Source organism: Hymenobacter chitinivorans DSM 11115 (assembly GCF_002797555.1).
Classification (GTDB): Bacteria; Bacteroidota; Bacteroidia; order Cytophagales; family Hymenobacteraceae; genus Hymenobacter; species Hymenobacter chitinivorans.
In genome coordinates this window covers 1-14227 of record NZ_PGFA01000001.1, presented here as the reverse complement: position 1 = coordinate 14227, position 14227 = coordinate 1, and the positions used below count along the sequence as shown (strand labels likewise).

The window sequence follows — 14227 nt, the reverse complement described above, 5'->3', positions numbered from 1 at the left end:
AGCCCCTTTTCAAAACCAGGTATTTCCACCCGGCGACGCGTAAAAACACTGGGGCCCGGTCTTATTCTCGGCCCCGGCCCTGCGGGCAGGCAACGGTTGCCCGGCTGCCGCTATCTGAGCAGGTATCAACCAGCCATTTCCTTGCTAGCCATGAAAGCCCTGCTTCTCTCCGCCGCCCTCCTGCTCAGCGCCCCGGCCTGCTTCGCCCAGCTCAAGGTGACCCACACCCTGATTCTGGATTCCCCCTTCAAAGGCGCCAATACCATTATCGTCACCCTACCCGACAGCAGCACGGCCCTCCAAAAAACGACTTCGGTGTTTGCCGCCAATGGCTACACCGTGCGGCAACCCAACGCTCCTAAGCCGGTTTTCGCCCTCACGCCCCAGCCCAAGTCCCCGGACACCATCCTCGCTACCATCCGCGGGGCCAAAGTATACCTGACGGCCACCAGCCTGGTCAACAGCGCCACCGACCCCACCGTCCGCTACCCCGGCAAGAAAAAGCAGGCCGCTTCCCCGTCCTGGCAGCAGCTCGAAGCCTCGGCCCAGCTGCTCGGCGGCACCCGCGAATACACCCGCCAGCGGTAAGGCCCCAGTCGCCTACCGCTCCGCCCGGCCCAGCCCCCGCAGTACCAGGCGCTGATGGTGCCGCACGTGGTAGAGCGTGAAGTAGAGCATTTGGCGCAGCGTGAGCTTGCCCAGCGCCGGGTGGGGCAGCAGGTGGGTGTCCAGCTGCGCTTCCGAATAGCCCGCCGCCCGCCGCGTCAGCCGCGCCACCTCGGCCCGCAGCTTCTCGGGCAGCTCCCGCTGCTGGGCCGCCCCCACTTCGTCCGGCAAAAACGACTCGGTAGCCGTAAAGCCCCCCGCCAGCACCTGCTGGTAGCGCGCCACCAGTTCCTCGTACGACCCGGCCGGCTCAGTAGTCTTACCAAACAGCCAGCCCTGCACCATCCCCGGCAGCTTCAGCGCCCCACCCACCCGGCTCACCCCCCGCAGGATGTGGTCCAGGTGCTGGCCGGCATTCCATTTCCCCGGGGGCTTGCGCAAAAAGTCGTTGGCATCCAGGGCCTCCACGGTCCCGGCAAATTCCTCGTGCGCGGCAGTAAGCGCCTCTAGTAGCTGCGGCGTAGTCATGGCGAAGCAGTAATAGTTGGTGGGCGCAATAGTACACCATTTCCCGTAGTACCCGCCTCCCGCGTGCTTGCCTACTAACCCTTTGGGGGCCTTCTCAGCCCCTGCCGGTAGCCCCGCTTCGCCCAGCAACCACCCCAACCTGCCAAAGACATACCGCCGCCATCCAACGCCTGGCCCCAACCGTCCAAAGCCCGGGCGCAACCGGCCAAAGCCCGGTCCCAACGCACCAAAGCCCGGCCTCGGCACTCCAAAGCCCGGCCCCAAGTGTCCAAAGCGTAGTCACAATCCTCCAAAGCCCGGCCCCGGTCGTCCAAAGCCTAGCCACAGTTCTCCAAAGCCTGGCCACGGCGGCCAAAGCTTGGCCTCAATCATCCAAAGCCTGGATTCGGTCGTCCAAAGCCTGGCCCCAGGTGTTCAAAGCCTGGTCACTACTTTTTTCTGCCCAGCTTATGCTATAATATGACAGAATATTCCTACTCTTGAGCTACGCTACTGTCCCGCTTCTATCCATACCTATTCACGTCGTTCAATTCTCTTTTTTCTACTTATCCCCCTCTGCCTTTTATGCTTACCGCCAAACAAGACAACCGGCTCACCGCCGCCGAAAACACCCTGGCCGCCCTGCGTGAGGACGCCACCCCCTACCAGCGCGACCAGGCCCTGCAGGATATCATCGCCGACCTCCAGCAGTTCACCACCGACCTCGAGCCCCTGCGCCAGAAAATCCGGCCCAAAGCCACCAAGGGCAAGACCGACGCCAAAACCGACCGCCGCGAACTGCTGGCCGTCAGCGCCGGCGAAGTAGCCGGTGACCTCTACGCCTACGCCACCGCCAAAACCGACCGCCCCCTCCAGAACGCCGCCAACCACAGCTACGGCACCCTGCTCAACCTGCGCGCCACCGCCCTCACCGACACCGCCCAGGAAATCCTCGACCACGCCACCACCCACGCCCAGGCCCTCGAAAAGTACGATGTTACCCCCGAGCGCCTCGCCGAGCTAAAAGCCGCCCTCGCCGCCTTCAGCACCGGCAAGAACGACCCGCGCCAGGAAACCACCAAAGGCCAAGCCGCCCGCCTCGCCATCAAAGCCAAATTCAGCGAGCTAGCCACCCTCCTAGAAGACCGCCTCGACCGCAGCATGCGCAAGTACGCCCGCTCCCACCCCGAATTCTACCACCGCGTTACCGCCGCCCGCCAAATCATCGACCGCCCCGGCAAACAGCAAAGCCCCGGCGAAGACGAACACCCCCCAATCAAACCCGAGTAACCCTAACCACCTGTCATGCTGAGCTTGCCGAAGCGCAACGAAGGACCTCTTGCGCTTCGCCTGCTTGCTACACCAAGCACCTGCCGAAAAAGCCTACGCCCGTGCGTGGGCTTTTTTACTCCTATTACCGTCTATACCTGTCTGTAACCCCTATTAAGCACCCGCTATCAATGAGCGAAACAAAGGATTTGCCGTAACTTAGCTAGTACGGCACTGTGCTTCTCCCCTGTCCTAATCTCGCTCACCATGCCCACTACCCTATTACTAGAGCCAACCAACGATTCCGACCTGCACTTGCTGCTAAGTCTGGCGCAACGGCTGGGCGTCAAGGCTACTGCTACCCCAGCCGCTGAAATATCCGCGGAAGAGCGAGAGCAGCGTTTTCTGGCCCTATTCGGCTCCTGGCAGTCCAACAAAACCGGCGACGAAATCAACCGGCAATTGCAGGAGTCCCGCCAAAGTAACCGCCCTGATATCGAGCTATGAGCGCCGGCTATCTGCTCGATACCAACATCTGCGTCCATTTCCTGCGCGGAGAGCATCAGTTAGATAAAAAGCTAGCCGCAATTGGTCTGGCCAAATGTTTCCTATCTGAAATTACAATTGCCGAACTGCTCTTCGGCGCGGCCAACAGCGCCCCGGTCTGGCAGGTCCGGCAGCACCAGCAGATAACCGAATTCCGGGAGCTGTTTGCCGAACAAGTACTTCCTATTGGCCCTACCCTGGAAATATTCGCCGCCCAAAAAGCCCACCTACGCCGCGCCGGCCGCCCCATCGACGATTTCGACATCCTCATCGGCTGCACCGCCCTTACCCACAGCCTCACCCTCGTCACCCGCAACACCCGCCACTTCACCAACCTAAGCGGCCTCCAACTGGAAAACTGGATTGACACCCCACCAAGGTCAGACCTAATACTTGCACCGGCATTACAGTAGAGTCCTAGCGCGAGTTTAGCTGTGCATCAATGATAAACGTTTAGAAATACTACCCTTAGTACACAAAAACAATGACAGGAGGAGAAATAATTGCTAGCAAAGCCATTGAGGCCGCTACATCCGACAAAGCACAAGGATTAATCAAAGGTCTATTTGGCAAAGCCTTTGAAGAAACAGGTGAAATGATTGCTGACCAGGTGCGCTTAAGGAGATTTAAGAATCAAGTTAAAATTCTTAAAAAAGCTCAAAGCTACTTAACAGAGAATAGTATTGACACTCAAAAAATCAGTTTAAAGGTTCTTTCTCCATTGCTTGAATATTCTTCATTGGAAGAAGAAGAGAGTCTTCAAGAGCGTTGGTCTAAACTCATTAAGAACATTTTGTTACGACCTTTACCTGTAGTATCTCAACAGAATGCTGTAGAAATATTGAACAAAATATCTAACGACGAGGCAGAGCTATTAGACAATATTTATAATAAATATATAAAAGGCAGAAAAGAAAAAGCCGCCAAACAGAATGCATATGCAATAATTAAGCTTCCAGAAGTTAAAGCCGAGGACTTTCCTGTAGATATTTTTAGTTTCGAAATAAAGTCTTTGGCAAGGGGATTAGGATGCTCTCTTGAAGATATAGAAATACAAATTTCTAATCTTGTTGCGTTGGGCACATTAAAATATGAAGTGGAGGTTGATGTTAAAGTTGAAAAGCCAAACGAAGACTTTGAGGAATTAGAGGTTGATGTAGAAGTTGATGTGAGCGACTATATCAAAGTTAGAATTACTAGACTAGGCGTTGTGTTTGTTGAATTATGTACCTGATACACAATAAGACATTTTGACTCAAACATAACACAAGCAACTACCCAAACCCCGCCAAAACGTCAGAAAAACCTCTTCTGCACCCCGTTTGCTATGCCCCTCGTAGACCTTCCTAACCCGAAGCCTACCTAAGACTCTAGCAAGCCATGAACTTTAATAACTATACCATCAAGGCACAGGAGGCTGTGCAGAAGGCCACTGAAATTGCCGGGGGCAACCAGCAGCAGGCCATTGATACCGGCCACCTGCTCAAGGGCCTCTTCCAGAGCGACGAGAACGTCCTCTCGTTTCTGGCCAAAAAGCTGGGCGTCAACCTCAACATCCTCACGCCCCGCCTCGATACCATCGTGGCCGGCTACCCCAAAGTAAGCGGCGGCGCCCCCTACCTCTCCAACGAAGCCGCCGCCGCTCTGCAGCGCGCCACCGGCTTCCTCAAGGAGTTCGACGATGAATACGTATCCGTGGAGCACCTGCTGCTGGGCCTGCTCGGCGGCAAAGACGCCACCGCCACCCTGCTCAAAGACACCGGCTTCAACGAGAAAGACCTCAAAGCCGCCATCAAAGAGCTGCGCGGGGGCCGCAAAGTCACCTCCCAGACTGCCGAAGACCAGTACCAGAGCCTCAACCGCTACTCCCGCAACCTCAACGAGCAGGTGCGCACCGGCAAGATGGACCCCGTCATCGGCCGCGACGAAGAAATCCGCCGCGTCCTCCAGATTCTGTCGCGCCGCACCAAGAACAACCCCGTCCTGCTCGGTGAGCCCGGCGTCGGCAAAACCGCCATTGTCGAGGGCCTGGCCCAGCGCATCGTGGCCGGCGACGTGCCCGAAAACCTCAAGGACAAGATCATCATGTCCCTCGACATGGGCCTGCTCATTGCCGGGGCCAAGTACAAGGGCGAGTTTGAAGAGCGCCTCAAGTCCGTCATCAAGGAGGTCACCGACTCCGAAGGCCAGATCATCCTGTTCATCGACGAGATGCACACCCTGATTGGGGCCGGTGGCGGCGGTGAAGGCGCCATGGACGCGGCCAACCTGCTCAAGCCCGCCCTGGCCCGCGGCGAGCTGCACTCCATCGGGGCCACCACCCTCAAGGAGTACCAGAAGTACATCGAGAAGGACAAGGCCCTGGAGCGCCGTTTCCAGGCCGTCATGGTCGATGAGCCCACCATTGAGGACGCCATCAGCATTATGCGCGGCATCAAGGAGAAGTACGAGCTCCACCACGGCGTACGCATCACCGACGACGCCGTTATTGCCGCCGTCGAGCTGAGCAGCCGCTACATCACCGACCGGTTCCTGCCCGACAAGGCCATCGACCTCATGGACGAAGCCGCGGCCAAGCTCCGCATCGAGCTCAACTCCATGCCCGTGGAATTGGACGAAGTGCAGCGCCGCATCATGCAGCTCGAGATTGAGCGCGAAGCCATCCGCCGCGAGGAAAACGTGGACCGGGAAAACGTGCTCAATAAAGAGCTCAGCGAGCTGTCGGCCAAGCGCGACTCCCTGAAAGCCCAGTGGGAAAACGAGAAGTCCGTCCTGACCAACATTCAGGAGCAGAAGGAAGCCATTGAGCGGTTCAAGGTCGAAGCCGAGCAGGCCGAGCGCCAGGGCGACTACGGCCGCGTGGCCGAGCTGCGCTACGGCAAGATTCAGGAAGCCGAAGCCAAGCTCAAAACCCTGCAGGACGAAGCCAACGCCAACAAGGACGGCGGCCACATGCTCCAGGAAGTCGTCACCCACGAGGACATTGCTGAGGTAGTAGCCAAGTGGACCGGCATTCCGGTGAGCAAGATGCTGCAGTCGGACCGCGAGAAGCTGCTCAACCTCGAAGCCGAGCTGGGCAAGCGCGTAGCCGGGCAGAGCGAAGCCATTGCCGCCATTTCGGATGCCGTGCGCCGCTCCCGGGCCGGTTTGCAGGACCCCAAGCGGCCCATCGGCTCGTTTATCTTCCTGGGCACTACCGGCGTGGGTAAAACCGAGCTGGCCAAGGCCCTGGCCGAGTACCTGTTCAACGATGAGAACAGCATGGTCCGCATCGACATGAGCGAGTACCAGGAGCGCCACGCCGTGTCCCGCCTCATCGGGGCGCCTCCCGGCTACGTGGGCTACGACGAAGGCGGGCAGCTGACCGAGGCCGTGCGCCGCAAGCCCTACTCGGTCATCTTGCTCGACGAAATCGAGAAGGCCCACCCCGACGTGTTCAACATCCTGCTCCAGGTGCTCGACGACGGCCGCCTCACCGACAACAAAGGCCGGGTGGCGAACTTCAAGAACACCATCATCATCATGACCTCCAACACGGGCGCCGACATCATTCAGAAGAACTTCAAGGAGCTCAATGACTACAACCACGACGAGGTGGTAGACCGCACCCGCGAGGAAGTGGTGGAGCGCCTCAAGCAGCACATGCGCCCCGAGTTCCTGAACCGCATCGACGAAATTGTGATGTTCCAGCCCCTCAAGCGCAAGGAAATCCGCAAGATTGTCGACATCCAGTTCAAGCAGATTCAGCAGCGCCTGGAAGAAGCCGGTATCCGCCTCGAAGCCACCGACGAAGTGCTCAGCTACCTCGGCGAGCAGGGCTTCGACCCGCAGTTCGGCGCCCGCCCCCTGAAGCGGGTGCTGCAGCGCCTGGTACTCAACGAGCTGTCGAAAGACATCCTCTCGGGCCGCGTCACCAAGGATGCCGTGGTAGAAGCCGTGCTCGAAGACGACCACATCCGCTTCGTCAACGTGGACGTGGAGATTCCCGGGGTGTAAGCCCAGGGCCGGTCATTGCGAGGAGGGACGACATTCCGCGCCTCAAGCGGCGTCAGTCCGTCCTCTGAAATGTGCTGAGCCTTCCAACTTGACAAGCCAATAAACCTCTTGAAGCCCCGCTGGCAGTTGCCGGCGGGGCTTTCTTTTTACTCAACAAGCTGGCTATTAGAATGAATTATATATATTCAAATATAAGGTTATATAAGCAAAAGAATTGCTTCATCTCCCAGGTCACGCTAAAGAACATACGCTATGCAGGCAAGTCGATACGCGCGGAATATCAGCCAGGTCTACCTGACGTTGGTTCCCTTTCTAGGGCTCATTATTGCATTTGCCAGCGGGCACAGCAGCTATAAAATCTATTTGCCGATTTGGCTGCTCCATGCCTGCCTGATGCTACTGGCGGCCTGGGTTCTGGGCGGGCACCTTAGTCGAGGGCCAGATGCCAATAAAAAGCGCATAGCTGTCATTGGCCTGTTTCTTATCGGGCCGTGGGTGTTAATATCCATTTTCGCGGGTATAGGCCCCCTGCCAGCTAATGCTGCCGCGTGGGTGGCCACTGCCACGGAACAGCAGATCCGGTATTATATCCTAATTATTGCCGGGTTAATAGCAGCCGGTGGGTTTATGCTGCTGCGAGAATACTTAAAAGAGGCCGGGGAAAGCCTGTATTCGCGGCTGGGCAGCACGGCTGTCGTTGTTGCTACTCCCCTATTTATTATCAACATGGCTTTCTGGGGAAGCTATTTGACAGAATCGTACCGCTTATTCACGGCCTCGGCTTCTGCAAACAGGCCTGATTGGTATCTACCCGTTAGGGCATTATTTGAGTCAATCACCATCGTTGAAGTCGCGCTTATTTACGTAGCCACAATAGCGTTTGCCGTCTCAATGAGGCGGACAAGCTTGTTGAAGCCCGCCGCTTGTACTGTCTATATACTAGTCAGCCTGGTGGGCGTCGTGTTGTGCTCCTTGCCCGGCCGTGGCGTGCCCGCACCACTGGCAATAGCCAGTTTTGCCGTATCTATTCCAGCCATTCCGTTCATTATGCCCTATCTGATGGCTATTAACCTGTTGCGACGCGTGGGCAATTGATTGCCTGCAACGCATACGATTACGGAAATGACTGCCTTAGCTGACGCGACGGTGGGACGCAGCCCGGCGAGTGGAATTAAAGCTACGACAGCCGTGACCTTTCCTAGATGGCAGATCAATAAGTATTGGGCTGGTTTTAGAGGCAAAAGCTCCAGCCGCTCTTAGCTGGCAAGGCTTTCTCTGAGGCATCATGATGAAAAGCCCAAAGAAACTGTTGCGCCTCCTGGGCCTGATTGCCATGCTGCTGCTAGCTGCGGCCGGCGGGGGCTTCACCAGCGCCGCCCCGATTCACCAGAAGCGGGAACGGTTCATCGACACCGATCCTAAAACAGAACAGGTGGATAAAAAAGAAACGTCGGCGGACAACGAGTTGGGGCAGGAATAAGCAACACCAGGGCACGTAAGCCGCAATTTCATTCAATCAGTTCGCGACAAGGCCCGTATGCACTGCAGTAGCTGAACCGTTAACCCTTACCTGCTGTATCATGCCTTACTCTTCCCTGCTCCCTTCGACTGGGCAGTTTTCCTTGTTTAGTCTAGCACGTCTGGCGGCTTTTACCCTGGCCTTTACCGGTGCACTGACCAGCTGCTCCGATGACGACGAGACGCCAACCACCCCGGCCAACCCGGCCAAGATAACCGTGCCCCAGGCGGCGCTTTCGCCCGAGGGCGTGCAGTACGACGAAGCCAACAAGCGGTTTCTGGTCAGCTCCCGCACCAAGGGCCAGATTGGTACCGTCAAGGACGACAGCACGTACGCCGTGCTGGCCGATAATGCCCAACTGATTTCCACTATTGGCCTGAACCTGGACGCGGGCCGCAACCGGGTGCTGGTTGCCGTGTCGGATGCCGGTGGCAACAGCAGCCGCACCTCGGCGGCCACGCTGCGCAAACTGGCGGCCGTGGCCAGCTTCAACGCCACCACCGGCGCCCTGATTTCCTACACTGATTTGGGCAGCAAGGCGGCCACCTACACCCAGCACTTTGCCAACGACATTGCCGTGGATGGGCAGGGCAACGCCTACATCACCGACAGCTTTGCCCCGGTTATCTACAAGCTCGATTTGCAGGGCAACGCCACCGTGTTCCTGGAAAACGCTGAGTTCAGCGGGGGTGGCGGCTTCGGGCTCAACGGTATTGTGTACCATCCAGACGGCTACTTACTAGTTGCCAAAACCAGTGACGGCAGCCTGTACAAAGTACTGCTGAGCAACCCGGTTTTGTTTACCAAAGTGGCGGTTTCCCAAAGCCTAACCGGGGCCGACGGCCTGCTGCTCTTCGACCCGCAGACGCTGCTGCTCGTGTCGGGGGGCCAGAGCACCGTGTTTCGCCTGACCACGACCAACAACTGGACTTCGGCGGCGGAGTCGGGCAAATTTGCCACCGGGGCCGTCAGCCCTACCACCATTACCCGCCGCACCCCCGCCGATGCCTACGTGCTCTACCCCTTCCAGGCCACCTCGCCCCGGTTTGCCATTACCAAGGTGGGTTTTTAAGCTGACCTACTCAGCCTGACGTAAAAAGCCCCGCGAAATTGACTTTCGCGGGGCTTTTGGTTGGTATATCTGGTAGCCAGCCTAATGAATCTTGCGGGCGGCGCGGCGCAGCTGCCGGTTACGCTCCTCCCGGCCGGCCTCGAAGTGCCGGGGCTTGAGCAGCACCCGCACCTTGGCCGGAATGGGCGCGCCGGCCTCGCAGGCCGTGCGGATTTCGGCCAGCTTGGCTTGGGTGTAGGGGCTGTTGTGCAAAATCATGTAGGTAAAGCTGCCGACCACCAGGCCCAGACCCGCCGCTATAGCCCCACCGGACGCTTTTTTATCCTCAAACTGGCCCGTGTACATGTTGTATTCCTTGCCGCTGCTACCCGTCATGAGGCGGGCGGCGGGCAGCACGGCCAGCAGCGGAATTTGTCCGCCCAGCCGCCGGCTGGCAAACAAGCCGGCCACGGCGTCCAGCGAATCGGCCATGGTATAGCCCGTAGCGGCAGCTGGCCGGACCCGGGCGGCCGAATCGGTAGCGGGAGTAGCGGGGGGAGTGGCGGCCACGGGGGGAAGAGCACCCGGAGCCAGCGTATCAGTCACAACGGCGGGCCAGGTGCGGTTGCCGGGCACGGGCCGGCAGATGCCGCGCAGCCGCCGGCGGTACTTACGGTCCAGGAAGCCGGTTTTGGCGTAGTCAGTCAGCACTACTTGCTCCCGGCTCAGGTTGTAGCGGCGGTGCTTACTCACGCCCAGCCAGATGGGCAAGGCCCCCATAACGGCAACGACGCCAATGGATGGCAGCACTTCCCCGCTGCCTTTGGGTGGGTTGGCAAGGGAGCCGACGGCCACGATGCCGGTCATAGCTACACCGTAGCCGGTGAAAAAAGCTCCGCCGGTGCGGCGCTGAAAAAACAGCTCATGCACGGCATAGGCAGTGTCTTTGCGGGTAAGCACGGGCCCAGCGGCAGCTAAGCGGGCCCGTTTGCGGGCACTTTGGGCCTGCCCGGCCTGGGGGAGCAGGGTAGTAACGAGAAAGAAGCTAAGCAGCAGAAGTAAACGAGGGGGCATACGGCAGTAATAGATAGAAGACAGATTTCCTCCAAAAGTACAACAATGACCCAAAAATCAGGGCATTATCTGGGGAGTTTTGTGGGTTGCAATCCAGCTAGTTGACAAGCCGGTTGGCACCAGCTTAGCAGCTGGAACCCGGTAACGGACTTGCAGTTAGACAAATTGACTTTAATAAAGCGTTAAATCTATATAGCGGCGCTTCCTATCCGCCGCTCCCCGCCCTGCGTTATTGGCGGCAGCAAGCCCGGCCGGGCCGAGTAAAAAGTCGGGTGGGGCTTGCGCAAATACACCCAGGCAGGGCCGCAGAAGCCCTTTTCAGAACTCGTGCATAAATCCGTGGGGCGGGTGTACCCTTTCTCTTCCGTTGCCGTACTGGCATACGCAGCCGGCTTCTGGTCACGCGGGGCTACGCTGCCGCAAAAAGGATTTTTTCTGCATTCTCCCACTTACGCCCTCTCCCATTTCTCATTCCTACTTCCAGTTCTTATGACTGCAATCTTACTTTCCTGCCGGCGGTCTGGCCCAGACCACCGCACCCTCACTGCGCGGCGGCCAGCTGGTTGGCGGCTGCTCTGGGCCTTGCTGCTATTGCTGACCAGCGCCCCGCTTAGCCACGCCCAAACCACTACCACTGGCCGCCTGCAGTGGTGGCCGCTGAAGGTCAACAGCCAGGACAGCGCCGCCGTGCGGGCTACTGGCATCCTACCCAGCACCTCCAGCCTGCGCAATTTCTACCTTTCCGACCCCACGCTGGGCACGGCCATCAAACCCTACTCGTCGCAGTTCGGGGAGGCTTTCGGCTCCTCGTCCAGCGGCGACGGGTCGTTTGTGCCGCTGCCGGGCAGCAACCTGAACCGGGTATATTACGCCCAGTTTACGGTGACGGCCACGGCCAACGCCACCGTCCGGGTGGATTCTTTGGTACTGTGGTCGGCCTTCAACAACACGGCCAGTAACCTGAAGCTGGCCGTGGCTTATTCCAAGTCGGGCTTCAGCACCGACTCAGCGGAAATAGCCGGTGGCGGTAGTGGCCCCATCGGTCCGCTGACCACGCGCACTACCACGCCGGGCACCGGCACCGGCACCTTTGCCGACCCTATTTTCCTGCGCAACCAGAATACCGGCTCCAACCAAACCTACCGGCTGGCTATGGCCTCGGGCAGTGGCGTGACCATTACCGGTGGCCAAACCCTGACTATCCGCCTGTATTACGCCAGCGGCAGCAGCAGCGCCGGGCGGTATGCCCTGCTGCGCGACGTGCGCGTGGTGGGCCAGGCCAGCACCAGCTCCAACTGCAACGCGGCCTTCACTTATTCAGCCAACACCTTCTGCACCAACGGTACTACCCCCACGCCCACCATCAGCGGCACCACGGGCGGCACGTTTAGCTCAAATGCGGGCTTGAGCATCAACGCTTCGACGGGCGCCATCAACCTGGCCGCTTCCACGCCCGGCACCTACACCGTCACCTACGCTACTGGCAGCAACTGCTCCAGCACGGCCACGGTGACCATCACGGCGGCGCCTACGGCTACTTTTAGCTACTTCAACCCCACTTACTGCAGCGGCGACGGGGCCACTCCGGCACCCACGCTGGCCGCCGGGGCCACGGCCGGCACGTTTAGCTCGACGGCGGGCCTGAGCATCAACCCCACTTCTGGCGCTATCAACCTGGTTACGAGCACGCCGGGCACCTACACCATCACCAATACGGTAGCCGCTTCTGGCACCTGCGCTGCCGTCACGGCCAGCACTTCGGTTACCATCAGCCCGGCTACCACGGCCACGTTCAGCTACGGAGCCTCGTCGTACTGCCAGAGCGGCACCAACCCCACGCCCACCATCAGCGGCACCACGGGCGGCACGTTTAGCTCAACTACTGGTTTGAGTTTGAATGCCAGCACCGGCGCCATCAACCTGGCCGCTTCCGCACCCGGCACCTACACCGTCACCTACCGGGTGGGTGGCCCTTGCCCGTCGACCGGGGTGCAGACCGTTACGATTACCTCGGCACCCCTGGCTACTTTCTCGTATTCGGGCGCCATATACTGCGTAGCGGGAGCTACAAACCCCACGCCCGTGTTTGGCAGCGGTGCCAGCGCCGGCACCTTTTCGGCTACGCCCGGCGGCCTGACCCTGGACCCGGCAACGGGAGTCATTACCTTGAGCAGCAGTACGCCCGGCACCTACACCGTAACCAATACGGTGGCGGCCTCGGGTAGCTGCGCCGCCTCCACGGCCAGCACGCAGGTAACGATTCAGGCGGCCCCCACGGCCACGCTGACGGCCGGCGGCCCCACCACCTTCTGCCAGGGTGGCTCAGTAGTGTTGACGGCCCCCACCACGGCGGGTGCTACTTACCAGTTCCAGCTCAACGGCGCGGACATAGCCGGTGCTACGTCGGCTTCCTACTCGGCCACGGCCAGCGGCAGCTACACGGTCAGTATCCGCACGACGGGCGGTTGCTCGGCTACTTCGGCTCCGGTAGCCGTGACGGTCACCCCCGCGACTACCGCCACGTTTGCCTACTCGGCGGCAGCCTTCTGCCAGAGTGGCCCCAACCCCACGCCCACCATCAGCGGCACCACGGGCGGCACGTTTAGCTCAAATGCGGGCTTGAGCATCAACGCTTCGACGGGCGCCATCAACCTGGTGGCTTCCACGCCCGGCACTTACACCGTGACTTATAGCGTGGGCGGCACCTGTCCTTCGTCGAGCACGCAAACAGTAACCATTACCAACGCGCTGTCGGCCAGCTTCAGCTACGCCGCTACGCCGTACTGCGCGACGGGCACGGCTAGCCCGACTCTGGGCGCTGGCGCAGTAGCGGGCACGTTTAGCTCGACTGCGGGTTTGAGCCTCAATGCCAGCACCGGTGTTATCAACCTGGCCGCCTCCACGCCTGGCACCTACACTGTGACCAACTCGGTAGCGGCTTCGGGTAACTGCACGGCCACTTCGGCCACCGCCACGGTGACCATCAACGCGGCCCCCACGGCCACGCTGACGGCCGGCGGCCCCACCACCTTCTGCCAGGGCGGCTCGGTGGTACTGACGGCGGCACCGGTAACCGGGGCTACTTACCAGTACCAACTCAATGGCGCGGACATAGCCGGCGCTACGTCGGCTTCCTACTCGGCTACGGCCAGCGGCAGCTACACGGTCATTGTGACCAACGGCGGCTGCTCGGCCACCTCGGCTGCGGTGGCCGTGACGGTCAACCCCGCTACTTCAGCTACGTTCAGCTACAGCGGCACTACGTTCTGCGTGAGCGGCACCAACCCCACGGCTACCGTGACGGGCACCACGGGCGGCACCTTTAGCTCGGCCGCCGGCCTGAGTTTGAATGCCACCACCGGCGCCATCAACCTGGCCGCTTCCACGCCCGGCACTTACACCGTCACCTACAGCGTGGGGGGTACCTGCCCTAGCAGCAGCACCCGCACCGTGACTATTACCAATGCCCTGACGGCGGGCTTCAGCTATGCGGCGGGCACATACTGCGCCGGCAGCACCGGCTCGGTGACGCCCACGCTGGCCACCGGAGCTTCGGCCGGCTCGTTCAGCTCCACCACGGGCCTGAGCCTGAACGCCAGCACCGGGGCCATCAACCTGGCCGCCTCCGCCGCGGGCACCTACACCGTCACCAACACCGT

At 59.9% G+C, this 14227-nt stretch carries 12 protein-coding genes; 10 read left to right on the top strand and 2 right to left on the bottom strand.

The features are described from left to right. Positions 1-150: 150 nt before the first annotated feature. Positions 151-588, top strand: a complete 438-nt coding sequence (locus CLV45_RS00065) for a hypothetical protein (RefSeq protein WP_100334364.1) — start codon at positions 151-153, stop codon at positions 586-588. Between the two features lie 12 nt (positions 589-600). Here the strand turns inward: CLV45_RS00065 and CLV45_RS00060 are convergent, their stop codons facing one another. Further along, entirely contained in the window at positions 601-1134 is a 534-nt protein-coding gene (locus tag CLV45_RS00060; protein WP_100334363.1) for a DinB family protein, read from the bottom strand. 564 nt (positions 1135-1698) lie between these two features. On the opposite strand from CLV45_RS00060, the gene CLV45_RS25420 reads away from it, so the two are divergent. The 8 genes from CLV45_RS25420 (at position 1699) to CLV45_RS00015 (ending at position 9515) form a co-directional block, all read left to right on the top strand. Beyond that, positions 1699-2403 (top strand): hypothetical protein, encoded by a 705-nt coding sequence (locus CLV45_RS25420; protein WP_100334361.1) that lies wholly within the window; start codon positions 1699-1701, stop codon positions 2401-2403. A 246-nt stretch (positions 2404-2649) separates the two neighbouring features. Further along, positions 2650-2889 (top strand): hypothetical protein, encoded by a 240-nt coding sequence (locus CLV45_RS00045; protein WP_100334360.1) that lies wholly within the window; start codon positions 2650-2652, stop codon positions 2887-2889. Then, positions 2886-3341 carry a type II toxin-antitoxin system VapC family toxin gene (locus CLV45_RS00040; RefSeq protein WP_100334359.1) on the top strand — a complete coding sequence of 152 codons (456 nt, stop codon included), beginning with the start codon at positions 2886-2888 and terminating at the stop codon, positions 3339-3341. Before CLV45_RS00045 ends, CLV45_RS00040 begins: the two co-directional genes overlap by 4 nt. Before the next feature lie 71 nt (positions 3342-3412). After that, the gene (locus CLV45_RS00035) at positions 3413-4162 is read left to right on the top strand and encodes an Abi-alpha family protein (protein WP_100334358.1); all 750 of its coding nucleotides are present in this window, start codon (positions 3413-3415) and stop codon (positions 4160-4162) included. Between the two features lie 146 nt (positions 4163-4308). Further along, positions 4309-6924 carry an ATP-dependent chaperone ClpB gene (clpB, locus tag CLV45_RS00030; RefSeq protein ID WP_100334357.1) on the top strand — a complete coding sequence of 872 codons (2616 nt, stop codon included), beginning with the start codon at positions 4309-4311 and terminating at the stop codon, positions 6922-6924. Between the two features lie 252 nt (positions 6925-7176). After that, positions 7177-8019 (top strand): hypothetical protein, encoded by an 843-nt coding sequence (locus tag CLV45_RS00025; protein ID WP_100334356.1) that lies wholly within the window; start codon positions 7177-7179, stop codon positions 8017-8019. Between the two features lie 190 nt (positions 8020-8209). Beyond that, on the top strand, positions 8210-8404 hold the full coding sequence (locus CLV45_RS00020) for a hypothetical protein (protein ID WP_100334355.1): 195 nt from the start codon (positions 8210-8212) through the stop codon (positions 8402-8404). A 100-nt stretch (positions 8405-8504) separates the two neighbouring features. Continuing rightward, on the top strand, positions 8505-9515 hold the full coding sequence (locus tag CLV45_RS00015; RefSeq protein ID WP_157807188.1) for a hypothetical protein: 1011 nt from the start codon (positions 8505-8507) through the stop codon (positions 9513-9515). An 81-nt stretch (positions 9516-9596) separates the two neighbouring features. On the opposite strand, the gene CLV45_RS00010 is transcribed toward CLV45_RS00015, so the two are convergent. Then, positions 9597-10568: a hypothetical protein gene (locus CLV45_RS00010; RefSeq protein WP_100334353.1), complete on the bottom strand. Its 972-nt coding sequence runs from the start codon at positions 10566-10568 to the stop codon at positions 9597-9599. A 489-nt stretch (positions 10569-11057) separates the two neighbouring features. Between CLV45_RS00010 and CLV45_RS00005 the strand changes: the two genes are divergently transcribed. Continuing rightward, positions 11058-14227 (top strand): beta strand repeat-containing protein (locus CLV45_RS00005; RefSeq protein ID WP_394338472.1); only part of this gene is annotated, 3170 nt, incomplete at its 3' end.